Genomic DNA, 26121 nt, shown 5'->3' with positions numbered 1-26121 from the left:
AAACGGCAATTCAAATACCAACATTTCCGTTTCGGAATATTTTGTTTGACTCAATTCCGGTTCGGCACATAAGGTACCCCTCAGATAAACCTGAGGAGCATCTCGTGACGAACCGAGACGATCTGGACGAGCTCGACCGAACGGTCATTTCCATGTTGACAGAGGATGGGCGCCTTTCCGCATCGGAAATTGCCGGACGCATCGGCAATGTTTCCGAGCGCACGGTGCGTAACCGCATCGCCGCTCTCCTGCAAAATCGGCACATCGTTATCGGCGCCATCCCCGATCCGACAGCGATCGGCCGCGACATTCAGGCGGAATTGTTGATCGAGGTCGAGCCCGGCAAGGCCGATGAGGTTGCCGCCGAACTCGGCGAATATGACGAAGTCGGATATCTGGCGGCGATCACCGGGCGTTACACGCTGGCGGCATCCGTCTTTTTCGACACCAACGCCGAACTCTTCGAATTCACCGAGGGGACCGTCGGCAAGATTCCAGGTGTGAACCGGGTCGTCACCAACATGATCCTGCGGATGTACAAGATCTACGGCACCCGTACGACGGCACTCAGCCAGCGTGAGCCGCAGCCGAACGGCGCGGGCCGCCGCGCCAGGAGGACGAAATGAACGAGCGGTTGCGCATTGGCGTGGATGTTGGCGGAACGAACACGGACGCGGCACTGCTGCGAGGCAACGAAGTTCTCGCGACAATCAAGACAGCGACAACCGAAAACGTCACGGACGGTGTCTCGGGCGCGATCCGCTCTGTGCTTTCGGCTGCAGGCATCGCCGGTCATAAGATCGGTGCCGTGATGATCGGCACGACGCACTTTCTCAACGCCCTCGTCGAGCGCCGCCGCCTGCAGCGCACCGGCGTGTTGAGGCTTTGCGGATCATCCACGCGCGCCCTCCCGCCGATGATCGACTGGCCTGACGATCTCAAGCGCGTCGTCGACGGCGGGGCGGCACTTGTCGGAGGCGGAGTAAACTATGACGGCTCGGCGATCGCCTCGCTCGACGCGGATGCGATCCGGCAGGCTTGCAGCGACTGGCGAAGCCGCGGCATCAGCGCAATTGCCATTTGCTCGGTGTTTGCACTGGTCGATCCCCGCATGGAACAGCAGGCGGCGGCGATTGTTGCCGAGGAACTACCGGGTGCATCGATCAGCCTCTCACACCGCATTGGCCGAACCGGCCTCTTGCAGCGCGAGAGCGCGACCATCCTCAATGCCAGCCTCCACCGTATCGGGCATGAGACGATTGCGGCTTTCCGCCACGCCTTTGGCGAACTGGGCCTTTCCTGCCCGCTTTACCTGACGCAGAACGACGGGACCTTGATGTCGGCTGACTACGCCGAGCGTTTTCCGGTCTTCACCATCGCTTCCGGGCCCACCAATTCCATGCGCGGTGCGGCCTTTCTCACCGGATTGAAAGACGCTGTTGTCATCGATATCGGCGGCACGACGACTGATATCGGCATGCTGATCGGCGGATTCCCGCGCAGCCGCGGCGAAGGGGCTGCGATTGCCGGCGTACCCACGAACTTCCGGGTGCCAGACGTCTTCTCGTTCGGCCTTGGTGGCGGCAGTATCGTTCGCGACGGGGTGCACATCGGGCCCGAATCCGTGGGCTTCCGCCTGCCGGAAAAGGCAATCTGCTTCGGTGGCGACACATTGACGGCAACCGATGTTGCCGTTGCCGCCGGTCTCGTCGATCTCGGCGACAAGACGCGCCTGAAGCATCTCGACGGCGCGATGGTGACCGCTGCACTCGCCAAGATGAAAAGCGACGTCGAGGCCGTGGTCGATCAGATGAAGCCAGGCCCGGAGCCGATCCCGGCGATCCTTGTCGGTGGCGGATCGGTGCTGATCGAGGGTCTCCTTGAAGGAACGAGCGTCTCGCTGCGGCCTGACCACTTCGGCTCGGCCAATGCCATCGGTGCTGCGATCGCCCAGGTCTCTGGCGAGGTTGACAACATCGTATCGCTCGACGGCCAGTCGCGACAGGCGGCGCTCGATGGCGTCATCGCCGAAGCGCGCCGACGCGCGGTCGAGGCGGGGGCCGCCGAACACACGGTGACGCTCGCCGAAATCGATGAAACGCCGCTCTCCTATCTGCCCGGCAATGCCATGCGGATCGCGGCCAAGGTGGTGGGGGATCTCAACCCATGAAGTTCTGGAACTTGCAGGAAAGCGATATCGACCGGATAGCGCTCGGCGCCGGCATCCTTGGCACCGGCGGCGGCGGAAGCCCATATCTCGGCGCACTGATGGCCAAGGCCCAGCTTCGCCAGGGGCGCCAGATTAGGGTGATTCGCCCGGTCGATCTTGCCGCGGATGCCATGGTGCTGGCCCTCGGCGGCATCGGTGCGCCAACCGTCGGCATCGAAAAGATGGACGAGGGCGACGAAGGCATACGGGTGCTGCGCTCGATCGAAGCCTTGATCGGGCGCCGGATCGACGCCGTCATCGCCGATGAAATCGGTGGCGCCAATGGCATCTCGCCGATGATGACGGCGGCAAAGCTCGACATTCCCGTCGTCGACGCCGATGGCATGGGGCGCGCCTTTCCCGAGGTGCAGATGACGACCTTCTTCATCAACGGTCATCCTTCCGCACCTTCTGCGCTGGCCGACGCGTCCGGAAATGTCCTTGTCGTCACGGACGCGACCAGCCCGGAAATGCTGGAAAAGCTGATGCGCGCCGGGACGATCGCGATGGGGTGCACGGCGCATATGTGCACGGCGCCGATGAGCGGCGATTTCGTGCGCCGGTTCGGCGTTCCCCACACGGTAAGCCAAGCCTGGCGGCTTGGTGACGCTGTGCTTGCCGCACGTGCAGCCAAGACGGATCCGGTGGCAGCCGTGTTGAATCTCGAAGGCGGGACGCTGCTGCTGCAGGGCAAGGTCGTCGATATCGCTCGCAAGATCGAAGGGGGCTTCGTGCGCGGGCGGATGACGGTCGCCGGGCTTGGCGCATTCTCGGGTCGCTCGGTCGAAGTCGATATCCAGAACGAATATCTGGTGGCGCGCGAGGCCGGCCGCACCCTGGCGATGGTCCCCGACCTGATCTGCATGGTCGATAGCGAAACGGGCCGGCCGATCGCAACGGAGGAGCAGCGTTACGGCTTGCGGGTCAGCGTCATCGCGATACCGTCGCCGGGGCTGTTGCGGACCGAGCGGGCGCTTGCATCCGTCGGGCCACGCGCTTTCGGCTACGCGTTCGATTTCGAGCCGTTGGGTGAGCCGAACGCGGCTGAACCCGTGCATGCCTATGTCAACGACAAACAGATGGAGCGCGAAACCCTTTCGGCTCCCGTGGGAGCACTGTGATGAAGCGTCGCGATCTGCTGAAAACTGTTGGTTTTGCTGCTCTTGCCCTGGGTGCCGGAGTGCCCGTCCTGCGCGGGCGACAGGCGATCGCCGCTGATGGAACGTCCATCTTCACGCTCGCCTATCCCGCGGGATTTCCCGATCTCGATCCCGCCACCTCGTTTTCGAACGACGGCGCCGTGCTTGCAAATACCTATGAGACGCTGACGCGCTACATTCCGGCGCGCGATGGTGCGGAGGCCAAGGTGGAGCCATTGCTGGCCGAAAGCTGGCTGGCTTCGCCGGACGGCCTGACCTGGACCTTTCGCCTGCGGCCAGGCGTCAAGTTCCACGATGGAGCGGATTTGACGGCACAGGCGGTGAAAGCCTCGATCGAGCGGACCAAGAAGATCGGCGGCGGCGCTTCCTTCATCTGGGCGCCGGTCGAGACAATCGAGACGCCGGACACAGCAACCGTGATCATGCGCCTCAAGACCGCGCAGCCGATGGATATCACCGCAGCCGCCGGTTTTGCGGCGTGGATCTACAGTCCCGCCTCGATCGACAAGGACAACGCCTGGTTCAATGCCGGCAACAGCGCAGGCACCGGCCCCTACAGGATCGAATCCTACGAGCCCGGCCAGCGCGCGATCCTCACCCGCAACGACAGCTATTGGGGCGGCTGGTCCGAGGGTGCCTTCGACAAGGTGGTCTTCGAGATCATCGAAGATGTGGTGCTGGCCCAGAGCAAGCTCGAAAGCGGCGAGGCCGACTGGACCTTCGGCATCCCCTACGACAATCTCGAAAGTCTGAAAGAGCATCCCGAGCTGAGCGTTGTTTCAAACCCGTCCTTCGAAACGCTTGTCGGCATGTATAACACGCGCCGTGCGCCCCTCGACAACGCCAAGGTGCGTCAGGCACTCTCGATCGCCTTTCCCTATGACGATGTCATCTCTGCCGGAACCGCCGGTCTCGGCGCGCGCGCCAGGGGTGTCATCCCGCCAGGTATCTGGGGACACGATGCGGAGGCGCCGATCCCGGCAACGGATCTCGACAAGGCCCGAGCCTTGCTGGCGGAGGCCGGTATTGCCGAAGGCGGACTGGAACTGACGCTCACCTATGCGACGGGCGACGCGCTCGAAGCGCTGGCTGGCGAACTGTGGAAGGCCAATCTCGAACAGTTGGGTATTACGCTGACGCTGCAGCCGATGGCCTGGGAGGCGCAGTGGCAACTGGCCAAGGCCGACCCTGCCGCAGGGCAGGACATCTTCCTGATGTACTGGTGGCCAACCTTCGTCACGCCCTACGATTACCTGTTCAACCTGTTCCATTCCGAGACCGCACCGAATTTCAACCTCGGCTATTACGCCAATCCGGAATTCGACAAGCTGATTGACGAGGCGAACACGCTGTCGGCGACCGACAGACATGCGGCGGAGGTCTCGTTCAAGAAGGCGCAGCGCATCTTGATCGACGAGGCGGCAGCGGTGTTTGTCGTCGACAAGCCCAACGTCCACATTATCCGCGCAGATATCAAGAACTACGCCGACAACCCGGCCTATGGCCACGTGACCTTCGTGCACGAACTGAGCCGCTAGGGCAGGGAGCGAAGCGTCATGCACCTGATGCGCTATTTGTTACGACGCCTGGTACTTTCGGTCTTTGTGGTGCTGGGGGTCACTCTGTTGGTCTTCGTGGTGGCTCAGGTGGTGCCGTCAGATCCGGCCGCACTTTATGCCGGGCCTCGCCCGACGGCGGAACAGATCGAGACAGCGCGCAAGGTTCTGGCGCTCGACGCGCCGCTGCATGAGCGCTTCTTCTCCTTTGCCGCGCGAATGGCGACTGGAGAATTCGGCGTTTCCTACAAGACGCGGCGGCTAATCGCCGATGACCTGTCCGTCTTTCTGCCGGCAACATTGGAACTCGCCGTCTTCTCCACCGTGCTGGCTTTGCTGATCGGCGTGCCTGCCGGGGTACTGACGGCAGCCGGGCGGGGCGGGTTGCTCGATCGACTAGGCAGCCTGGGTTCGATTGCCGCCGTAGCGATGCCGACGTTTTTCCTGGCCATGCTGCTGCAAGCCTTCTTTGCCCAGTGGCTTGGCATCCTACCGCTCTCCGGCAGGCTGTCCAAGGAGTTCGCGGTGCTTGCGCCGTTACCGTCCGTCACCGGCTTCAACCTGGTGGATTCGCTCTTGGCCGGGCGCCCTGCGGCCTTCTTCGACACCTTGTCGCATCTCGTGTTGCCGGCGTTAACGCTCGCCAGCTATCCCGCGGGTGTCGCCATGCGGCTCACCCGATCGGCGATGATCGAGATCCTGCAGCGTCGGCACATCGTTGCCGCTCGTGCGCTCGGCCTTTCGGGCTCTCGCATCCTCTTCGGACATGCACTGCCGAACGCCATTGGTCCCGCGCTCACCGTGGTCGGCCTGAGTTTTGCCTATGCGCTGACCGGCGCCGTGCTGGTCGAGATCATTTTCGCCTGGCCAGGCCTCGGCCGCTACGTCTCCGAGGCGATCTTGTCAAAGGACTTCCCGGTGATTGCCGCGGCAACCCTGGTGGTGACGATCTGTTATGTCGCGATGAACCTCCTGATCGACCTTGCACAGGCGATCTTTGACCCGAGGGTGGCCCTGTGATGCGCGATCTGCTCAAGCGGCTGGGCTGGGCCGGTTCCATCAGCCTCTTCTTCATCATCTTCGTCGCGTTGCTGGCGATCTTCGCGCCTGTGGTCGCGCCTTTCCCGGCGCAGGGGTTGGGTGCGCCCAACATCGCCGACAAGCTAACGCCGCCGTCGACGGAGTATTGGCTGGGAACCGATCATCTCGGCCGCGACATGGTCAGCCGCGTTATCTACGGCGCACGGGTCTCCTTGACCACCGGCCTGTTGATCGTCGCGCTTTCGCTGGTGATCGGCCTGCCGATTGGCTTGCTGGCGGGCTATTTCGGCGGATGGATCGACGATGCGCTGATGCGCGTCACTGACGTCTTCCTCGCGTTCCCGGCGCTTCTGTTGGCGGTGCTGATGGCCGCGGCAATGGGGCCGGGCATGGTCAACGCCACCGTTGCAGTCGCCGTCACCTGGTGGCCTTGGTATGCGCGGCTGGCGCGCGCCGAGGTCCTCGTCCTGCGCGGCCAGCCTTATATCGAGGCGGCAAGGGTGATGGGGGTCTCGCACGGCACAATCATTCTCAGGCACATTCTGCCGAGCACCAGCAGGCCCCTTGCTGTACAGGCAGCGATCGATTTCGGCCCGGCACTGCTCACGGCATCGGCACTATCGTTTCTCGGACTTGGCATCCTGCCGCCGACGGCCGACTGGGGGCAGATGGTCAACGCCGGCCGCGCCTTCTTCCCGTTGCGCTGGTGGTATGCGGCCGCCCCGGGCATGACCATTTTCGTGTTGGCGCTGGCTTTTTCGGTGTTGGGAGATGCGTTGCGCGGCGACGATGGAGGGCAGGGCGATGTCGCTCGTTGAAATCAAGGGGCTGGCTATCCGCTTCGGCAGCCTCCACAATCCCATCCACGCCGTTCGTCACGTCGACCTGTCGATCGAACGCGGCACGATCCACGGTCTGATCGGGGAATCCGGCTGCGGCAAGACCATTTCCGGCATGGCGCTGCTCGGCCTGTTGCCACAAAGCGCGCGCGTCTCGGCTGACGCCTTTCGCTTCGACGGGCTGAACCTTCTCGATGTTGCGAAAAGTCTGCGCGGCCGGCGCATTGCCATGATATCGCAGGACCCGGCCGCTGCCCTCAATCCTGTGCTGCGGATCGGCCGGCAGATGGACGACGTGCTCAAGAGCCATAGCGGCCTGCCGCGCTTCCAGCGATGCGCCGCCGCCGAGGAACTGCTGGCTGCAACCGGTCTTGCGGATCCACGCCGGGTGCTGAAGAGTTACCCGCATCAGCTTTCGGGCGGCATGCAGCAGCGCGTGGTCATTGCGCAAGCGCTCGCGACGGGGGCCGACTTCATCATTGCCGACGAGCCGACGACTGCACTCGACGTTACGGTTGGCGCACAGGTGCTGGCACTGCTGAAACGCCTTGTCCAGGAACGTGCCCTGACGGTGCTGATGATCACGCACGACATGGACGTGGTTGCCGAATGCTGCGACAGCGCGACAGTGCTTTATGCCGGCCATACGGTGGAAGCGGGGCGCACCGATGAACTTCTGGCCGCGCCGCGCCACCCTTACACACAGGCGCTGCTCGCCGCTCTGCCCGATGCGGTGGCCAAGGGCGAGAGGCTGGCGTCGATCGAGGGCCACATTCCATCCCCCTTTGCCGTGATCGAGGGCTGTCCTTTCGCGCCGCGCTGCGCGAGCGCCATGGCGGTCTGTCGCGAGGCGAAGCCGCCGGAACGAGACGATGGGAACCATTGCTGGACATGTCACCTGGAGCCGCACCATGGATGAGCCACTGCTGCAGATCCGCGATCTCGTGGTTCGTTACCGTCGGACGGGTCTTTTCTCCGCGCCGCCGCCGCCGGCGGTCAATGCGGTCAGCCTGGAACTGGCGACCGGCAGCACGCTCGGCCTTGTCGGTGAATCGGGCTCGGGCAAGAGCAGCCTGCTACGGGCGATCCTGCGGCTTGTTCCGGTCGAAAGCGGCACCATCCGCCTCGACGGCGACGATTGGCTGGCGTTGCCGGAGCAGCGTCTGCGCGAGCGGCGCCGCGCGATCGGCGTCGTTGCGCAAAACCCATTCCTCTCCCTCAGTCCGCGGCTGACCATTGCGGAAATTCTGGCTGAGCCGATGACGGCACAAGGCCGTGTCCCTGCCGAGGAGCTGCGCCTGCGCGCAGCCGAGATGCTCGAGCGTTGCGGGCTGCCTGGCACATTTCTCAGCCGTCGGGCGCGGGAGCTTTCGGGTGGACAGGCACAGCGCGTCGCTATCGCGCGAGCGTTGGTCCTCCAACCCAAGCTGCTCATTCTCGATGAACCCACTTCGGCACTCGATATCTCCGTTCAGGCCCAGATCCTGAACCTTCTGGAAGATCTCAAGCGAGAGTTGGGGCTGTCGATGTTGTTCGTCACCCACAATCTCAAGGTCGTGCGGCATGTCTCCGATACGCTCGTCGTCATGCGCGGCGGTCGCATTATCGAAGCCGGCTCAACCGAGCAGATATCGACTGCACCCGCCGAGGAGTACACACGCCAGTTGATGGGATACGGACGAAATCCGACCGGCGCCGAGGTCGCTTCGGCACGCCGGGGTTAATGTGGCGAGCCTGGAAGTGCGCAGTGGGCGACGTGGTCGTTCTTGCCGGTTCGAAGGGCAGTGAACCGACCGCCCACCGCACTCTGCGCGCCGAAATATGCATGGCCGCGAAGAGACGGCGGCGATGACGATAGAAGAGCTTGGCGATGCAGACGACAAGCGAACGCCAATCGCCTATGCTATATATTTAAGGGGAACTGTGGAGCCAGCGTACACGCGAGCTTAGGGGCGGCAGATGCTCGAAAGTCGGGTCAGCAAACCACGACAACCGACGAAATCTTCGGGGCGCAAGGGACGCCTCTCCGAATATGGAGGCGAGCGGCGGATCGTCACCGCCCTCTGTTATGATCTCGTCGGGTCGACGCGACTTCTCCACCTGCTCGACATAGAAGACTATCAGGAACTGATGGCTGCATTTCAGAATGCGGCGAAACAGTCGATAGCCTCCCATTCCGGCGTCGTGCAGCATGAGGCCGGTGACGGCGGCGTGGCGCTCTTCCCGATCGAGATCGGTGCGAAGGATGCAGCATCGCTCGCCATTCGCGCGGGTCTCGGGATCGTCGAAGGCTGCGCGCGCGTTGGCCGGGAAGCGGGGCGTGACGACCTGCACGTGCGCGTCGGTATCGCGACATCCGTCGCGCTCATTCAAGAGACGCCGGATGAAAAAGGCGAACCGGTTACGGGTGCCGCACTTGCCATAGCCACCCGCCTGGAAGAGATCGCGACACCAGACACCGTGTTTGTTTCAGGCGACACACGCGACCTGGCCGGCAGGTCACATGCTTTCGTGTTCGAAGGCGTGAAGACGCTGAAGGGCTTCACGGCACCGGAAAAAGTGTGGCGTGCACTCGGACACAAGATCGAGGTCGACAGGTTCTACGCATTCGGTAGCCTTGGTGGACGCTTCATTGGCCGCGAAAGCGAGTTGAAAACGATCGCCGCCTGTTGGGAAAGGGTCGCCGCGACGGGTGGCGAGATACTCCTGCTTGAGGGAGACGCAGGCATCGGGAAGTCGCGACTCCTGCGGGAAATCCGCAAGATGACGCGTGACCGGCGATCAGGGCTCTTCTTCTTTCAGTGTTTGCCGGGCGGGCATCGCTCGACGCTGCATCCCCTGTTGAACAGCATAATGGCTGCTGCGTCTGGACAGGACGATCAACTGGGCCTGTCAGCACACGCTGTGGCAACGCCATTTGAACGGAACGGCATTCGCGACGCGGAAACGATTGAAACATTTGCCTATTTGCTGGGCGCAATGGGGCGAAATCAGCAACTCGCTGATAACGACCCCAAAGCCATCCGGGAAAAAGCTTTTCGCGCTGTGTTTCACGCACTCGCGGGGTTGTGTGCCAATGGCCCGATCGTGCTCGCCGTCGAAGACATCCACTGGATCGATCCGACCTCCCAGGATTTGCTGGCGGAGGCGGCTCGGGTTGCGCGCCAGCTTCCGATTCTTCTCGTCGCGACCTCACGTCCTGGATTTGCGGCGGACTGGCTGGATGCGGCCAACGTCACGCGTCTGACGCTCGCCCCGCTTGATCGTGACGAAACACGACAGGCGATAGAGGCAAGATGGCCGGAACAGAGGCAGGCAATGCTCCCTGGGCTCTACGACGTCATGGAGAGGATATCCGGTGGCGTTCCACTCTTCATCGAGCAGATATGCCAATGGATCTCCGAGAATGTTGCCGCGGACACTATGAGCCTGTCAGACAACGTTAAGCCCAGCCATGTGTCCGCGTTCGAGGAGATCTTGGACGCACGGCTCAATCACCTGGGTACAGCCAGAGAGGTGGCGCGCGCGGGAGCGGTCGCGGGCACCCGATTCACGTTGTCGTTGCTTCGCGCGCTGCTGCCAGGCGTTGGCAAGACGTCTTTGGCCAGGGCGGCAGAGACCCTCAGCGATTCAGGGTTCCTGGTGCGGATCAGGGCGCGGGGACATGCCGCCTACGGTTTCCGTCACGCTTTGATTCAGGAAACGATCTACAACGCGCTCTTGCGCAGGCAGCGGCAGGCATTGCACCGGCGGCTGTTCCTGGCCGTCAGTCAGAACCGCCAATTGGCCGCCTGGATCGACACCGGAAGACTTGCCGAACATGCGGAACGCGCAGGACACATCGAAAGCGCGATCGAACTGTACACTGCGGCGGGCAAGGAAAGTTCGAGCCGATCGGCGATGGTGGAGGCGCGCAACTATCTGGAGCACGCCTTGGCGGTTTGCGACCAATTGGGCGAGGGACATGCGATCGAGCCACTACAGCTGACCGCACTGACTTCGCTCGGTCCAATCCTGACCGGTCTTGTCGGACTGAACTCACCTCCGGCACGCAAGCTCTATGAAGATGGCGTGGCCATCGCCCGTCGGCAGCCGATGGCAGATCAATCCAGATGGTTTCCGATCTATTGGGGATGGTGGCTCACAGGAACGGATTTTCGCATTATGCACGATCGCGCTCTGCAAGTGCGAGCGATGCTGGCCGGGGCGGAAGATTCTGAGATCAAGCTCCAGGTCAATCATTGCATCTGGGCCATTGATTTCAACCTCGGGCACCATCAGGAGGCCCAGGATGCGATCAAGGCTGGACTGGCGCTTTATGACGAGCAAGCGGCCAAGACCAGCCGAACGTTATTCGGCGGCCATGACGCCAAGGTGTGCGGTCTAGGGCAACTGGCACTTTCGCTATGGCTGACGGGACAATCGAAAGCATCCGATACGGCTCTGTCGAAGATGGTTGCCTTCGTTGACCGGATATCACACGCGCCGAGTACGGCGCATTCGCTTGATACGGAAGCGGTTTCCGCATTTTACCGGGACGATTATGCGCGTCTCGCCGAAATTTCCAACAGAATGGCAGACTTCGCGAAGTTGCATGAGATGCAGTCGCTGTCCGGCCTGTCGTTGCTCTTCGCCGGGTGGGCCCGCGCGCATGGGGAAAGTCTCACAAGCGGGCATGCGATGTTTCTCGAAGGGCTGTCACTCTTGCGAAGCCTCGGCGCTGTCGCCGATCTCCCGATCTATCTCTCCATGCACGCCACATTGCTCGGGCGTGCGGGAAAATATGAATCGGCCGTTGAGGTTACGAACGACGCGATCGAAAAATCCAGGGAGACCGGGCATGCTTACTGGCTCGCCGAGCTTTACCGTCGACGCGCCGTTCTCAACGCGCGGGGCAACGCCGCCAGGGGGGCGATCATCGCCGACCTTACCTCAGCCGTGGAAATTGCCGAGAGCCAAGGAGCAAAGGCGCTTCTAAAGCGCGCCAGGCATTCAATCCAGGAGCTTGGCGTTGCCGTTCAACGTTGAACCAGCAGGCCCGCCACCGAACGATCCGTCAAGTCTTGACGGCAGGCTCGCAACCTTTCGCGACGCCGTCATTACGGGCCTTCGCACCCCCTTTTCGCACTCCGCAGGTCCGCACGATTCTGAGCAATGCCTGCGTTCAATTCTCCCGCTCTGCCGTCGTGCTCTCATAACCCGGATCGGTGATCTGACCGGACTTGACCGGATCGGCCTGCCGGTCGTTCAGGCCGTTCGACCCGCCGCCCTTTCCGAAGTCTCGTCGCTCGGGCGCGGGCTTACCAAGGCGGGAGCGGCAGTGGGGGCGATCATGGAATCGCTTGAGCGGTTCTACGCCGAAGCCATTCCGCCGGAGCGGGTGTTTTCCGCGACGGCGGACGAACTCCAGATCGCTGGCGGTCTGTTTGAAAATTTGCTGACGCACGATCGCCAGCGGAACTGGCGCCAAAGGACGATACCCTGGATCACCGGCATCGATATCGCGGCTGGCCTCCCGCAACCGGTCCCCCTGGAACTTGTTCACACCTGCTACACGGATCCGCCACCCGCCCATGATGGCCTGTTCCTGCGCACGACCACGGGTCTCGCCTGCCATCGGACCGTCTTCGATGCGTTCCTGCATGGGCTGTTCGAATGTATCGAGCGCGACGCTATCGCTCGTGCCTTCGCCACCCACGGCTTCTTCGATCGAATGCGCATGTCCCCCCTCGGGCTGGGTGAAGGCGTCGATCACATACTGTCCGTTGCGGGCGAGCATCACATTTCCTTCGGCCTTTGGCTCGCACCTTCGCCAGCAAATGTTCCGGTGGTCTGGTGCCAGACGATCGAGACGGGTCCCGGCGAACCGATCCTTGCGCTTCCGACCGAAGGCTATGCGGCAGGGCCAAGCGTCGCTGCGGCGGCTGAAAGCGCGATGCTCGAAGCCTTGTCCGCGCGGGCCGGGGCGATATCAGGCGCGCGAGACGATCAAACGCGGGAGCACTACAGGCGCAGCACCGACCGGATCGTCGCCAAGGCCCGCCAACTGATACTTGTCGATACATCCGGATTGCCTCCCCCGGCACTCGAAGCGGGCGTCGTTTCGGATTTCGGCTCGCTCATCGACAGGGTCCTTTCCGCCGGCATTGGGCCCATATTGGCTGTGCCGGTGGGAACGGACGTCGAAGCAGGCGTTGAGTGCGTGCGAACCATCCTTCCCGGCGCCAGTCCCTTTTCGATCCCGCGGTGAGTGCTCACATGACCGATGCGAGCGAAAATGGTCCGATCCTGGTGTTTCTTGGTCCGACGCTTCGGTTGGCCGAGGCGGCGCCGGTTCTCGACGCCATCTACCTGCAGCCCGCCGCGCAAGGCGACATTCTGCTTGCCGCCCACGCATTCCGTCCGCGGGCGATGATCCTGATCGACGGTCAATTCGAGGACAGACCGGCTGTCCGACACAAGGAAATCCTATGGGCGCTGGCGCAGGGCATCGTCGTGATCGGCGCGGCAAGCATGGGCGCCCTCAGGGCAGCGGAACTTAATGAATTCGGCATGATCGGTGTCGGCGTGATCTACAGGTGGTATCGGCGCTGGCGGCTTGCACCCGATGATGCGGTCGCCGTCCTTTCGGGGCCGCCGGAGCTTGGTTTTCTCCCTTTGACAGACGCACAGGTCGATCTCCAAAGGACGTTTGCCAGTCTGGCGCGCCGGAATTTGCTGACGGACGCCGAACGCGACTTGCTCACAACAATGGCGCGAAACACGAATTTTCGAGAGCGCCGGCTCGAAGCGATTTTGCACACCGCAGGGTGGCGGAAGGAGGATATCAAGGAATTGCGAAAGGACATCGTGGGGCAAAAAAAGCTCGATGCTCTCCTGGCGCTGCGGAGCGCTCAAACCCTCCTGCGTCAGGGAAATGCAGGGCATCGCGTGAGCGATGCCTGGGTCGCAACGAACACCTTTGTCCGGGATCTCGAGGCGAGCGGCATTGACTCAGAATTAGTTAACACTTATAAATTGAATCCTTAATTGTCGGATTTTCCATCGTGGGGGCAACTGTGCGATGCGTCTGATTCGAGACGAGGCCCCCGACTCCGGCAATGCGCGCGTCGGCACGCGCTTTTGGATTTATCCCCAGCCACCATTTATTCCAGGATACGAACAGCCCGATCGCGTGTGGTTGTCGATCCCACGCGACGAAATAGGCGAGGGCCCCAGCGACCTCTCCATGTATGTCGCCGATCCGCTCTATGACAAGCAACCTTATGGCTTCGCGAACTTGCCGCCATTCGGCGGAGCAAAGCGCGCGCCGGTGAGGCCGGGGCCGGACCGTCACTTCGACAACATCGATCCAACCTCGCGCCCCTTTCTTGCTGTCCACGCCTACGCCTGCGTCCGTTTCGTACTCGATATCTGGCAGAGCTATTTGGGGCAGCGGGTCCATTGGTTCTTCGATCAAACCTTTCCAAGGCTTGAAATCGTTCCATTTGTCGATTGGGACAATGCACAAGCGGGCTACGGCTTTCTTGAACTGGGGCGTTCCGACGTCGATGGCATACTGAGACCCTATGCGTTGAACTTCGACACGATCGCGCACGAGGTCGGGCATCTGGTCATGCTCTCGGAGACGGGCATTCCAACCGTGACATCGCCTGATGGCGACTTCTTTTCGTTCTCCGAAGCTTTTTCGGATTGTGTTTCACTGATCTCGTTCCTGCATTTCGATTCCGCCATCGACCGGCTCTTGCGGCGAACGAGAGGCAATCTGCTGCTCTACAACGAGCTGAATCGCTTTGCGGAGACAAGCCCTGAGACGCAGATCCGCCTGGCGACCAATTTCCGGCGAATGTCCGCGGTTACCCGTGAGGTGCACGACCGCGCGCTGCCGTTCGTTGGCGCCATTTTCGACAGCATCGTCGCGCTCTATCATCGCGATCTGGTCGCAAATGGTTGCGCCGACAGACGGCTTCTGGATGTCGATCTGCGCGAACTGGCGCAGGACGAATTCGACACGTTTCGCCAGGCAACAGCAGAGGCGTTCAGTACCAAGCCATTGTATTTCAAGCTTGCACTGACCGCCGCACGCGACGCGGTGGGCGCGGCACTTGCGACTGCATTGAAAACGCTTGATCCGAACACACTGCGTCTTGAGGAAGCGGCAAATGCCGTCACTGCCGCGGCGCAAGGTACGGCAGCCGAACTGCTCGAAGAGAATTTCGCTTGGCGTGAAATCATCGCTTCAAGGTAAGCCAAAGGAGGGAAAGATGAGTGATTGCTGTGTTAATCCCGTTGTTGGAACCGTGCAAAATCTGAAAGATATCATTGACTATCGATATTATCGCCCGGGCGACGTTAGGTTATATGGAAGACCAGCCCAGTTCTATGAAAGAGAGAAGAAAGACGAGGCGATCAGGGAAGCTATATCCGACCTCGAAAAAAGATTGAAAAGCCTCGGAAACGCCGAAATTGCCGACGAGCTTCTGAAGCGCATAGGAGATATTATCGACTACATAATGAAGAGTTCAGGAGTGGTCGGTGATGGCGTAACAATCGCTGTCTTTGACGGGGAGTATTACAGCTTCCTCCCTGTTAGCATGAACGTTCCGAAGAATTACATTAATAGCATTGGCGTGATTTATGGTTATGCGTATGAGGGGCATTGCTACAAGCTACCAAAGCCACAGATCATGTGCCTATCCGAAAGACCGTCGAAAATCGCTAAGGGCGATTGCGGCTGCGATTGTGGGTTTGACCCGGCATTCGGCTATGCGGTCTGGTCGATCGACAAGCTCGAGCGTGCTATATCTCTCGACATTCGTGCCGACGATCTGAAAACGCTGGTACTGGACGAAAACCTTCCAGGCAACCGGTCGCCACTCGCTTATGCCCAGACAATGGCGCTGGCCCCGCAGCGGCTCCGGGATTGACGGCAACGCCCTTACTGCTCGTAAATGATGTCGGCGGGACCTTCAGTCATCCCGCTTGAAGGCGGGATGCCCTGGATTGGGAAGCTGTCAGGCCACCTCAAGGTTAGAGCCTGTCGTCCCTTGCGCGATCGTAGGTGCGAGAGACTCGGCCTTCAGGTGGGAAGCGTTCAGTCGCCGTGCCACGATGTCGTGGTTGAGCCACTGGACGGGGCCGGTGGGGGCTGAGGATTCGGCAAAAATGAGCTGGCCGGTCGCCTCAACGACGAGCGCACTCAAGAGGTCGCTGATCATCGCCTTGCCGTCCCGGTGCATCTGCGTGATCTCGTTGGACGTGCCGATCGTCAGATCGGATTGTGCCTGGCTGTTTGCCATCGGCCACGCCGAGAAGTCGTAGAACGGACGCATGACCTCATTGGCCTGCATGTCAGTGATTTTGCGAATCACATCGTTCATCGTGAAACCGTCTGCCAGAAGCTGCTGGCATGCCTGCCATTGCTCTTCAGCCCATTGGCCGCCGTTCTCTTTCTTCAAGGCAAGCAGCAGCGGTATCAGGGGAAGCTCGATCCCCGTGAAGACATCCGACGAATTGGTCCGGATTTCAGGGCAATTATAAACGGTTGCCTTGATACCGGCTGCCCACGCATCCTTCGCGATGCCTTCGAGCCGCATCTTGGCATAACCCTGGGTGTAGTTGGTGTAGGTCTGCCAACGATAGCTTCCGTCGATCAGGACCGCTGTTCCGTGATAGCCGTAGGCCGTGTACCGGACCTGAGCACCCGATGCCTCCACGCGCTTACGGATCGCCGCGCTGAAGTCGATGAGATGTTGAAAGGTGATTGCGGAGACTTCGTCGAAGTTCTGCAGGATCAGCTTGCCCATATCGCTGTCGAGCAGGGCTTGCGACGACATGTGGCGGGCACCACGACCCTTGTAGATTCGATTGGCAACGACCAGGAACACCTTCGCCTTCGGGATGCCTCCGGCCATCGTATGCGCGAAGAAGACATTGCGTCCGTCGGCGATCATTCCATCGAGAACGGCCATGACCTGCGCAAGCGAATTCGTAAATCGGGCGGTAGCGATCTCCCGGCACTGCGCGATGTAATCCCAGTCGATTGCGTCCTGTTCCCAGCTCTCGAGCGTCATGGTCGCGAGAAGATCCGTGGGAGTGGGGCCACCCGCCGGCGCGTCGAGATCGAAGCCAGCCATCAGAGGTATGTTGATGATCCGCCCGCCCAATCGGTCCTCGGCGGCAGCGAGCTCCTCGGCGTTCAGGGGCCGCAGCGTGTTATTCTCGTCGCGCCGCCCGACCGTGATGCCCACGATCTCCATTCCAGCCCGCCGGGCTTCATCGAGCAGGCCAGTCGCATATCCGCGACCGAACAGTTCGCCGAAAAGGACGAAAACATCCCCCTTACGGAAGACGTTGTTTTCGGCGATGCGATTCAATGCGATCGGGTTTTCCATGCTGTCTGCTCTTTGGTCCGTTGGTCGTCGAGCAATGGCTCAGACGAACTTCAATCATCACATGACCGCACTGACCCGGAATAGGAAGTCATTTTACGTGACGGTTCATTTCAAAGCGTGAACTCGCCGCGGGAATTCCGGCTATCCAACTCGGAAACAAAAGCAGGCAGGAGCTTGAATTTTCGAGTAAATTCGGCCTTACGCCCGCGGGCTTATTTTGGAAACGACGGCATCGCCGCCCTGCCGAGTGGCGCCTGTGAAGGCCTGCATCGGTCATCTTGCACGCCTCAGCCGCCCGCAGTTTTGCATCAATCTCCTCGAGCCGAAGGACCTTTGGATGTGCCGCATGATCGACTCGGTTGCCAAAAAACCATAATTGCGCCACCTAGATTGCAGATCGACACTCGGCATTAAGAATTGGATCAACGCTGAATGCGCATTTCACACGTCTTCCTTGGCGCGCTTCTGGCTGTCGTACAGCCCGCATATGCTGACGTCGCCTCACCGCCCGTATTGGAGCCGGTTAAGCAACAGGCAAAAGCTGCCCAGTTGAGTGCAAAATTTCTGACGCGCTTCAGCTACAAGCCCGTTCCGCTCGATGACGCCTTGTCGGCAAGGATCATGGATCGGTTCATCGAGTCGCTTGATCCGGACCGCGCGCTTTTCCTGCAAGCAGACGTTGACAGGTTCATGGCGGACCGCAGCGAGATCGACGACGCCATCGAACGGAAAGACCTGAAGATTCCGTTCGACATCTTCAACGTCTATGGCAAGCGCGTTGTCGACCGTATGGACTACGCGCGCCAGTTGATTAAGCAGGACTTCGATTTCGGCGCGAAGGAAGACTACTCCGTGCTGCGCGACAAAGCGCCTTGGCCGCAGTCGGAGGCCGAGAGCAACGAGCTTTGGCGCAAACGCGTTAAAAGCGACTGGTTGCGGTTAAAACTGGGCGGCAAGAGCGATGCGGCTATTCGCGAAACGCTCGACAAGCGATATGCCAACGCACTCGAGCGCGCCTACAAGTATAAGAGCGACGACGTTTTCCAGTCGTTCATGAACGCCTACACGACGTCGGTCGATCCGCACACGGATTATTTCGGCGCGAACGCCTCGGCCGCTTTCGATATCGCGATGAAGCTTTCGCTGGTTGGTATCGGTGCCGTGCTGCAGGAGCGCGACGATTACACGACGATCCGTGAGCTCGTGCCGGGTGGGCCGGCGCAGTTGTCTGGCAAGCTCGCGGTCGGAGACCGCATTACCGGCGTGGGCCAAGGCAAAGATGGGGCGATAAAGGAAGTCGTTGGCACGCGCCTTGATGAAGTCGTGCAATTGATTCGAGGAAAAAAGGGGTCCGTCGTACGCTTGGACATCTTGCCGGCGGATGCGGGAACAGATGCCACGCATAGGGTCGTCAGCCTGGTGCGCGACAAGATCAGTCTCGAAAAGCAGGCTGCCCAGAAGGCCGTGTTGTCTGTGAAAGTGGGCGATGCCACGCGCAAAGTCGGAGTGATTACTCTGCCGGCGTTCTATGAGGACTTTGAGGCCCGACGCAAGGGAGACAAGGACTATCGAAGTGCCAGTCGCGACGTCAGAAAACTCCTCGACGAACTGAAGCAGGAGAAAGTCGACAGCGTTCTCATTGACCTGCGCAACAATGGCGGCGGCTCCCTGGACGAGGCGATTGACTTGACCGGCCTGTTCATCGGCACGGGACCTGTCGTTCAGCAACGCGATAGCGACGGTAAGGTCGCGATAAGAAACGCTGATTTGCCAGAACCCGTCTGGACAGGCCCTGTGGGTGTGCTGATCAATCGCGGGTCGGCATCGGCGTCGGAGATTTTTGCCGCAGCTATTCAGGATTACGGTCGGGGCGTGATCGTTGGCGAGCCCAGTTTCGGCAAGGGCACGGTTCAAACTGTCGTCAATCTCGACGATATGGCGCGCAACAACAAGCCGGAGTTCGGCGAGCTGAAAGTGACGATTGCACAGTTTTTCCGGATCAACGGCGGCACGACGCAGCTGCGCGGCGTGACGCCTGATATCAGCTTGCCGGGACTTTCCGATCCGACGAGCTTTGGCGAAACCAGTTATGACAATGCCCTGCCGTGGGCACAGATCAAGCCCGCGAACTATGCGCCCGCCGACACTGTCATGACAGTGCTGCCGACACTCCAAGGCCGCCACGATGCACGGGTTGAGGGCAATCCGGATTTCCAGCGCCTGCTGAAGGACATTGCAGACGTGAAGGCGCAGCGCGAGAAAGGGGTTATCTCCCTTAACGAAGCCGAACGTCGCAGAGAGATGGCTGACAGAGAAAAGCGGTTGAAAGATCGAGCGCAGGACGGTGACGGCGGAAATGCCGGTGAAGATGATGGTCTCTATGCCAACGAGCGCAGCCTGAGTGCCGATATTGCGCTTGAGAACGCCCGCAAGAATGCGAAAGACGTCCTGCTGAACGAGACCGCCGCCATTCTCGCCGATGCGGCGGACTTGCAGGAAGACGTGCTAAAGGCGGCCACAAAATAATAGGGAGGCACGGGTGGAAGATGATCTTGGCCGGCCCACGCACGGCGATGGAGCGCAACCGGAGCTCCGTGAGCATCCTGCAAGCCGCCTGATACGTTCCGCCGGTCGCCGAAAGCTGGTTGGATGGGCGGATTACAGATCTTTCCAGCTATGAAAGACGGCGGCTTGACCGAGATACTCGCCGTCGGAGCGCGCAAGCTGCCAGACGGTGGCGTGTTCGATCCAGAACCGGCGCCCGGATTTCGCGATGCGAAGGCCGCGATAGTCATCAATGAAACCCTGGGCAGAAACGCTGTCTAGAAAGCGCTGCCTTTCTTCACGCTCAGGGGCCTGTGCGGAAAGGCGCGACGGCATCCCGACAAACTCGTCCCAACTATACCCGAAACAGTCCTGGGCGGTTTTGTTTGCGTAGATGAAGCGCGGATCATCGGATCGATCGTGCGCGAGCACGGCAAATGGAGCGGACGCATAGAGCCATCTGCTGTCCGCCGCTGGCTCAATCAGGCTGCGACCTGTCACCTGGCGAAAGCTTGCAATGATCAGCGAGCCGATCTGTTGCGCGTCATGATCGATCGTCACGCCGTTCCCTTCTGGTGCACATAGGTGGCCTCTGCGTACTTGCATGCTGCCATCCCAGTACTCGGTCCGTCGGCAAACGCGGAGACGACTGTAGCTCCTGATTTGGTTTCCGGCCGTCGTCCATGGCGCTGACGGTAGCAGCACTGCGAGGAATTCTCACACTCTATCTTGAGTGCCACTGCCAGACGGTCACGGAGGACGGCAGACAGGTTGTGTTCGCTACGGTCAACTCAGATGATCGGCAGCGCGCGTTCTTAAATTCCTGACCCGTCGAGCTCTCGCTCGTCATCGCCTTCCCAGGGGGAGGGCATCGAGGTGCGAGTGAGATTGGCCGAAGGCATCGGCATCCAGCACTTCAATTCGGGCTCGGCGTATTCGATTATGCGGCCGGGCGAGGAATCAGAGGCGCGCCAGCCTTCTGCGCCGAACTGGTCGCCATTCGACCAATAGGCAAGATCAACTTCTGCCGCCCCCTGTTCGGACGGGCGGATCGTGACGAGGATCCGACTGCCGTTTTTCGGCGCGCTTGCCATGTGACGCCAGGGGTCTGGCTCGGCCATCATTTTTCCTCCTGCCTTGCTTTCGGTTGCAAGTGTCGCCTCGCCATCGAAAACGGTCAACTCTCACTTTGCGAAACCCACCGTCTATCGATGGACTGTCCGCTCTGCTTGCCCCCGAATTGACACACGCCATCACTCCCCGTCCGGCTTCGGCATCGGCACTGTGCCGGAATGCGTTAGCTTTGCCCATTCGTCACCTTCAGCTCAGGAAGGTGAGGGGGTGGGGGGGTGCCTTGGACCGCGCACCGCAGATTGCTGCCACCAACCCAATCGAAGTGGCCGTCCTCCACACCAAAAGGGCTCAGGGCCCGAGAACCGTGAGAAAGAGCCGTGCCGGTTCCTTTCCGGTGCTGGTGAACCAATGTTCCATGTCCACCCGCAGCGTGGCCGTATCGCCGGCGTTCAAGACAACCGTTTCCTGCACTGTGCAGACCTCCAGCTGACCCGCAAATACATGAAATATCTCGCGGGTTCCTGGCTTGTGCGCAGCGAAACGGCTGGAGGTTGCGCCTGGAGGCACGGTGTACGACAGAAGCTCGACGTCCGGGCTAGGACGAGCCAGCGCCAACCGCTCGATCCCGGTGGCCTGGTCGAAGAAGCGCAGGTTTTCGCCGGCACGAATAATCTCTGCTGTTTCCGGTTCGACCAACTCTGAAAGGTCGCATCCCAGCCCGCGTGCAATGGCGATGGCATTGCGCAGCGACGGGCTGAGGAGACCGCGCTCCACGCGCGACAATGCAGCAGCCGAGACGCCGCTTGTACCGGCAAGCTGATCGAGCGTTACACCCAGCTGAGTACGACGTGTTCGCACGGCATTTCCAAAGCGGGAATCCTGTTCTTGTTGGTCCGTTTCCAAATCACACCTCGGGCCTTGACTCTTGCGTATCGGCAATATTTATTGCGCATATGCAATGCAACGGTACTTTACCATGATTGTCCTTCTTAGCGCGCTCCCGATACTCTCGACCATCCTGGCCCTCATTTTTGGCGCACGATCTCTACACGCCGCACTGCTTGGCGTGAGTTCAGCAGCATTGGCAATCGTGCTTGCGTTTCCGATACCGCCGGAAAGCTTTGTCACGATGGCGTCGCGCTGGCTTCCAGTCCTCGTCGAAGTTCTGATGATTGTTGCGGGTGGACTGCTGCTATCCGAAGTCGTACGCCAAGCGGGTGGACAGGCCGCGCTTGCAACCTGGGTCCGCACTCACATCGGTCAAGATGTCCGGGCTGTTCTTCTGGTCGTTCATGGCATTACACCTTTCGCGGAATCATTGACGGGTTTCGGCATCGGCATAACCATCGGCGTGCCACTCCTCGCGAATTTCGGACTACCAGTGCGCAAGGTGGCGATCATAGGATTGTTGGGTCTGTGTGCGGTTCCGTGGGGATCGATGGGGCCGGGAACGCTTATTGCCGCTAACATGTCGGGTCTGTCCTTTTATGATCTTGGGGTTACGTCCGCGATTGTGAGTGTCATTCCGTTCACAGTCACGGGATGCGTTGCCGCGTGGTTGGCCGCATCTGGAGAAGGCCGAGGCCTCGCCATCCTACAGGGTGCGCTTTCGGGAATAGTGCTGACGGTTTCCGTTACCGCAGCCAACGTGGCGTTTGGTACCCCGAGTGCAGGCGCAATGGGTGCGCTGGTCGTGATCGCCTTGCATATTTTGCGTGGTACGCGGCTTCAAAACAGCACGCCACTGGAGAGCGGTGGCCGAGCCACCCTCTGGACTTACGCCATCCTTCTCGGTGGAGTCTTGGTTTCCGGTTGGGCCGTGCACGCGGCCGATCTGTCCGAAAGCTGGCGCTACGTATCTTCGCCCGCGCTCTGGCTGTTCCTTGCTGCACTGTGGTTCGCACGCGGATCCCTCCGGGCGCTGCCCTTGCAACGCACATGGGCTTTCTGGATCCAAGTTGCACCGGTGACGGGATTGTTCATTGTCCTGGGCGTTTTGATGGCTATGTCGGGTATCGCTGCGTTCCTGGCGCAGACCTTGTCCGGTGTCGGGACCGCCTATCTGGTGGTGGCCCCCTTCGTTGCCGCTTTGGGTGGGTTCGTGACTGGATCCAACAGTGGGGCCAACGCTATGTTCGCCTCGACACAGGCCGAAATCGCACGATCACTTGGGGTGAATGTGCTTTGGTTCATGGGAATTCACAACGTGGCCGCAGCTTTCCTGCTGATGGCGTCACCGGGAAAAGTCGAGATGGCGATACAGTTGGCCTCTGCGGAGGCGTCCGAGCGTCGATCGCAGATTCAATTGACTGTTTTGGGCGTGGCTTTCCTGGTCGTTGCGATGCTCGCAGCCGTCATCCTGTTCCTCTTTTAGAGTCAATGACGATCGATACCGGGCTCCGGAGAGCGGTCGGTTTCTCAACGCACGGTTCCCAAATTGAGAATCAGGGACCCAGGATACCGGAGGCAGGTATGATAAGCGGGACTATCGGTGCTGTTTTCATTCCCGTTCGCGAAATCAGAACAGCGCGGGCGTGGTATGCGCGCCTACTCGGCGTTTCCCCGGAAGGCGACATCCTCTTCGACCATTTATGGGTCGTGCCGATGACCGGGGAAACAAAGCTCATTCTCGACAGCAAGGATTTCACAGCCCCGCACGACGCCAAACCGATCTTCTATTTCAGGGCGAACGACCTGCAGGCGGCCCACGATCATTGCTGGAAGATTGAGGCGCCGGCGCTTGAGCCAATCCGCGACGAAGCGTTCTTCACGCTCAAGGACATCGACGGCAACCTGTTCATGGTCGCAAGTGTCGACCGAGCCAGACCGGACAGGGAGGAGTGCTCATAAGCGCGAAACATCCTAACGAAACCCGCCTCACGACACGGCGCAATGAAACTCCCCCGAAACCCCACCTTTTAAAAAGTCCAATGCATTTGCCGACGACAAAAATGAATTCCCGCCTTGGGATTGAGATCGGTCTTTTGGTTCTCCTGTCCCTGATCTGGGGCAGTTCATTCACCTGGATCAAGGTCGCCGTAACCACGATACCTCCCTTGACCATAACGGCTATACGGGTGTCGGTCGCCGCTGTGTTCCTGGCCGCGTTGGCACGGTGGAGGGGCTATGCCCTTCCGCGGGACCACGTGGTCTGGCGGGAGCTCTTCGTCCAGGGATTATTGCAGAGCGCCTTGCCGTTCACGCTTCTCGGATGGGGTTCAAAGTACATTCCAAGTGGCCTTACCGGCGTGCTGAATGCGACGCCTCCAATGTTCGTCCTGCTGATCGCGTTCGTCACGGGATATGGAGCCCAGCATGTCACCGGCCAGAAGATCGTCGGAGTTTGCCTGGGCCTCCTCGGTGTCGTCGTGATCATCGGCATCCAGTCACTTGGCGACATCCAAACATCGGCGGGTTGGGCACAGGCAGCAGTGCTTAGTGCCAGTCTTTGCTACGCGCTGGCCTCCATTTTGGGGCGGAGATTTGCCAAGCTTCCAGCCATCGTCACGGCCACGGGCGCCATGACAACCGCAGCGATCATGATCGTCCCTGCGGCAATCGTGATCGAGCGTCCGTGGACGCTGATGCCCAGCACTGACGCTATCGCCGCCGTGATGGTTCTCGCCGTCATTTGCACGGCGCTGGCCATGGTGATCTATTTCCGCCTGGTACAGACCTTGGGTCCTCTCGGGACCACGAGCGGAGGTTATCTCCGGGCCGGATTCGCCGTTGCGCTCGGCATCATTTTTCTCGACGAAAACTTCGATACATCGACCTTGATCGGAATGACGTTGATTGCGGTGGGTGTTGTCGCTGTGACCGTGCCTATCGCTTGGCCAAGCCTATTGAGGTCATGACGTGCAGCGAAGACCGCACCCGCGCGCTTCGCCATGTCACGACGACTTAACGTTCGCGTTGACACGAGGAGTGGCGACAATATCGTCCAGCGAAAACGACTGCTTCGTCAACTTCGCGAGACTGGGGTTGGTAACGTTGAGCAGCGATAGCGCCGCTGCACCCAAAAGGGCAGATCGGCTGCCAAGTTTAGAAATCTCGAGCCGCTGCTCTGCCAGTTCGGATCGTACGGAAGGAAAATCCTGTCTCGCCAGACGCGATACGATCTCAGCCAAAAGCCATTCCGGGGCGGTGCCTCCGACGATCACCCGTTCCGGGTCCAGGATATTCTCCAGGCTCACAAGTGCGCGGCCGAGTGCCGAGGCAGCCGAATTAATCCATTCGTCCGGGACGGATGAGGGCTCCAACGAAACGTCCTTGTATTTTCGCCGCAGCCCGCCAATGGACAAATATCCGTGAAGGCAACCGTTGTTGCCACAATGGCATTTTTCACCATTGGGATCGATCAGGATATGTCCGAACTCGCCTGCGTTCCCCCGAACGCCGCGGACTGGCTCGCCAGCATCGACAATTCCTCCGCCAACGCCCTCACCAACGAAGATATAGACAAAGTTTCCACCGGCACGCACAAGACCGAACATGCTTTCCGCGAGCGCCGCAGCATTCGCGTCATTTTCGAAGACGATCTCCTCGTCGAAATACCCGGCCAAGGCCTGAGATTGTGCCGCAAATTCCTCTGGGCTCTGTTCGTGCATGAACCATTTCGAGGAAGCCGGGCGTGAGAAGACCGCGCCGACGCCGAGGCGCATGAGACCCTTCAACTCGTGCTGGCTCTTTGCATCGATCTCAGCAATCGTTTCAAGCATTTCGGCCTTGGAGCGGGGGATGGGTCGAGACTTGCCCTCATAAACAATCTGCCCCCCGAGATTGGCGGCAACATGATGCAGGATGCCCGCTTCGGCATGGAAACCTAGTGAGTAGCCACCGTCGGGATTGATTTCGATATTGATCTGGGGCTGGCCGCGGAAGCCTTTTCTCCGACCTGTCTCCCTTATCAAATTGGTCTGCAGGAGATCATCCACGATGTTGCGGATTGCCTGGGGCGTTAAGCCACTCAAACGCGCAATCTCAACCCGCGACAAACTACCGTTTCTGCGCAGGGCATCCATGACAACGGCTCTGTTGTACTGCCTCGTCAGGGCTGCTGAATTTCCAGTTCTCATCAAGCCCCCCAGGCAAGCCGCCGTCCGGTCAAAAGTAAAAACAGTGTTTTTCTTTGTTGATAGCACTCACTACGGCGGGCGGATAGAACCCTTGCGTGCGAGGTCTCCTCTGGCGGCTGCGGCTATAGCACGTCGGACAACGATTGCCGATTTGGGCCGACAGCTTTGAAGTCACCGATTGGGCGGGCGCTTTTCCGACTTGTCGGCTCCAAGAGGCGGAAAGCGC

The 26121-nt window shown here is 60.4% G+C and carries 22 protein-coding genes; 17 read left to right on the top strand and 5 right to left on the bottom strand.

What is annotated here, in order from left to right; translation table 11 throughout:
- The first annotated feature begins 104 nt into the window (after nt 1–104).
- From AC1Q80_RS28900 to AC1Q80_RS28840, 13 genes are all read left to right on the top strand, one after another.
- On the top strand, nt 105–626 hold the full coding sequence (locus AC1Q80_RS28900; RefSeq protein WP_492362693.1) for an Lrp/AsnC family transcriptional regulator: 522 nt from the start codon (nt 105–107) through the stop codon (nt 624–626).
- Nucleotides 623–2170 (top strand): hydantoinase/oxoprolinase N-terminal domain-containing protein, encoded by a 1548-nt coding sequence (locus tag AC1Q80_RS28895; protein WP_492362692.1) that lies wholly within the window; start codon nt 623–625, stop codon nt 2168–2170. The genes AC1Q80_RS28900 and AC1Q80_RS28895 overlap by 4 nt, the downstream gene beginning before the upstream one ends.
- A complete protein-coding gene (locus AC1Q80_RS28890; protein ID WP_492362691.1) occupies nt 2167–3330 on the top strand; it encodes a DUF917 domain-containing protein in 1164 nt (387 codons plus the stop codon). Before AC1Q80_RS28895 ends, AC1Q80_RS28890 begins: the two co-directional genes overlap by 4 nt.
- Nucleotides 3330–4907, top strand: a complete 1578-nt coding sequence (locus tag AC1Q80_RS28885) for an ABC transporter substrate-binding protein (RefSeq protein WP_492362690.1) — start codon at nt 3330–3332, stop codon at nt 4905–4907. The genes AC1Q80_RS28890 and AC1Q80_RS28885 overlap by 1 nt, the downstream gene beginning before the upstream one ends.
- 18 nt (nt 4908–4925) lie before the next feature.
- Nucleotides 4926–5945: an ABC transporter permease gene (locus AC1Q80_RS28880; protein WP_209789800.1), complete on the top strand. Its 1020-nt coding sequence runs from the start codon at nt 4926–4928 to the stop codon at nt 5943–5945.
- Nucleotides 5945–6784, top strand: coding sequence for an ABC transporter permease (locus AC1Q80_RS28875; RefSeq protein WP_492362689.1), 840 nt, complete (start codon nt 5945–5947; stop codon nt 6782–6784). The genes AC1Q80_RS28880 and AC1Q80_RS28875 overlap by 1 nt, the downstream gene beginning before the upstream one ends.
- Nucleotides 6771–7724 carry an ABC transporter ATP-binding protein gene (locus AC1Q80_RS28870; protein WP_492362688.1) on the top strand — a complete coding sequence of 318 codons (954 nt, stop codon included), beginning with the start codon at nt 6771–6773 and terminating at the stop codon, nt 7722–7724. The genes AC1Q80_RS28875 and AC1Q80_RS28870 overlap by 14 nt, the downstream gene beginning before the upstream one ends.
- On the top strand, nt 7717–8529 hold the full coding sequence (locus AC1Q80_RS28865) for an ABC transporter ATP-binding protein (RefSeq protein WP_492362687.1): 813 nt from the start codon (nt 7717–7719) through the stop codon (nt 8527–8529). The genes AC1Q80_RS28870 and AC1Q80_RS28865 overlap by 8 nt, the downstream gene beginning before the upstream one ends.
- A gap of 235 nt (nt 8530–8764) precedes the next feature.
- Complete coding sequence (locus AC1Q80_RS28860; RefSeq protein ID WP_492362686.1) at nt 8765–11833, top strand: ATP-binding protein; 3069 nt, start codon at nt 8765–8767, stop codon at nt 11831–11833.
- Nucleotides 11817–13055 carry a YcaO-like family protein gene (locus tag AC1Q80_RS28855; RefSeq protein WP_492362685.1) on the top strand — a complete coding sequence of 413 codons (1239 nt, stop codon included), beginning with the start codon at nt 11817–11819 and terminating at the stop codon, nt 13053–13055. The genes AC1Q80_RS28860 and AC1Q80_RS28855 overlap by 17 nt, the downstream gene beginning before the upstream one ends.
- An 8-nt stretch (nt 13056–13063) precedes the next feature.
- Complete coding sequence (locus AC1Q80_RS28850; RefSeq protein ID WP_492362684.1) at nt 13064–13834, top strand: TfuA-like protein; 771 nt, start codon at nt 13064–13066, stop codon at nt 13832–13834.
- 34 nt (nt 13835–13868) lie between these two features.
- A complete protein-coding gene (locus AC1Q80_RS28845) occupies nt 13869–15053 on the top strand; it encodes a gluzincin family metallopeptidase (protein WP_492362683.1) in 1185 nt (394 codons plus the stop codon).
- A 16-nt stretch (nt 15054–15069) separates the two neighbouring features.
- The gene (locus tag AC1Q80_RS28840) at nt 15070–15732 is read left to right on the top strand and encodes a hypothetical protein (protein ID WP_492362682.1); all 663 of its coding nucleotides are present in this window, start codon (nt 15070–15072) and stop codon (nt 15730–15732) included.
- Nucleotides 15733–15819: 87 nt separating this feature from the next.
- Here AC1Q80_RS28840 and AC1Q80_RS28835 read toward each other — a convergent pair whose 3' ends face one another.
- Nucleotides 15820–17199, bottom strand: a complete 1380-nt coding sequence (locus AC1Q80_RS28835; protein ID WP_492362681.1) for an enoyl ACP reductase FabMG family protein — start codon at nt 17197–17199, stop codon at nt 15820–15822.
- Between the two features lie 432 nt (nt 17200–17631).
- Here AC1Q80_RS28835 and AC1Q80_RS28830 point away from each other — a divergent pair, with 432 nt between their 5' ends.
- Nucleotides 17632–19725, top strand: a complete 2094-nt coding sequence (locus AC1Q80_RS28830) for a carboxy terminal-processing peptidase (RefSeq protein ID WP_492362680.1) — start codon at nt 17632–17634, stop codon at nt 19723–19725.
- Nucleotides 19726–19857: 132 nt separating this feature from the next.
- On the opposite strand, the gene AC1Q80_RS28825 is transcribed toward AC1Q80_RS28830, so the two are convergent.
- The 3 genes from AC1Q80_RS28825 to AC1Q80_RS28815 form a co-directional block, all read right to left on the bottom strand.
- Nucleotides 19858–20304 carry an MEKHLA domain-containing protein gene (locus AC1Q80_RS28825; protein ID WP_492362679.1) on the bottom strand — a complete coding sequence of 149 codons (447 nt, stop codon included), beginning with the start codon at nt 20302–20304 and terminating at the stop codon, nt 19858–19860.
- A 254-nt stretch (nt 20305–20558) separates the two neighbouring features.
- Nucleotides 20559–20864 carry a hypothetical protein gene (locus tag AC1Q80_RS28820; RefSeq protein WP_173424031.1) on the bottom strand — a complete coding sequence of 102 codons (306 nt, stop codon included), beginning with the start codon at nt 20862–20864 and terminating at the stop codon, nt 20559–20561.
- Nucleotides 20865–21165: 301 nt separating this feature from the next.
- Complete coding sequence (locus AC1Q80_RS28815) at nt 21166–21720, bottom strand: helix-turn-helix domain-containing protein (protein ID WP_492362678.1); 555 nt, start codon at nt 21718–21720, stop codon at nt 21166–21168.
- 73 nt (nt 21721–21793) lie between these two features.
- On the opposite strand from AC1Q80_RS28815, the gene AC1Q80_RS28810 reads away from it, so the two are divergent.
- The 3 genes from AC1Q80_RS28810 to AC1Q80_RS28800 all read left to right on the top strand — a co-directional run bounded on the left by AC1Q80_RS28810 (nt 21794) and on the right by AC1Q80_RS28800 (nt 24674).
- Nucleotides 21794–23191: an L-lactate permease gene (locus AC1Q80_RS28810; protein ID WP_492362677.1), complete on the top strand. Its 1398-nt coding sequence runs from the start codon at nt 21794–21796 to the stop codon at nt 23189–23191.
- Between the two features lie 98 nt (nt 23192–23289).
- On the top strand, nt 23290–23667 hold the full coding sequence (locus tag AC1Q80_RS28805; protein ID WP_492362676.1) for a VOC family protein: 378 nt from the start codon (nt 23290–23292) through the stop codon (nt 23665–23667).
- A gap of 80 nt (nt 23668–23747) precedes the next feature.
- Nucleotides 23748–24674, top strand: a complete 927-nt coding sequence (locus AC1Q80_RS28800) for a DMT family transporter (RefSeq protein ID WP_492362675.1) — start codon at nt 23748–23750, stop codon at nt 24672–24674.
- A 36-nt stretch (nt 24675–24710) separates the two neighbouring features.
- Here AC1Q80_RS28800 and AC1Q80_RS28795 read toward each other — a convergent pair whose 3' ends face one another.
- Nucleotides 24711–25841, bottom strand: coding sequence for an ROK family protein (locus tag AC1Q80_RS28795; RefSeq protein WP_492362674.1), 1131 nt, complete (start codon nt 25839–25841; stop codon nt 24711–24713).
- Nucleotides 25842–26121 lie beyond the last annotated feature (280 nt).

This window comes from Ensifer sp. GW823-FHT05D09, assembly GCF_058795755.1.
The sequence above is the reverse complement of the archived record's forward strand: the minus strand, read 5'-3'. Positions and strand labels throughout refer to the sequence as shown.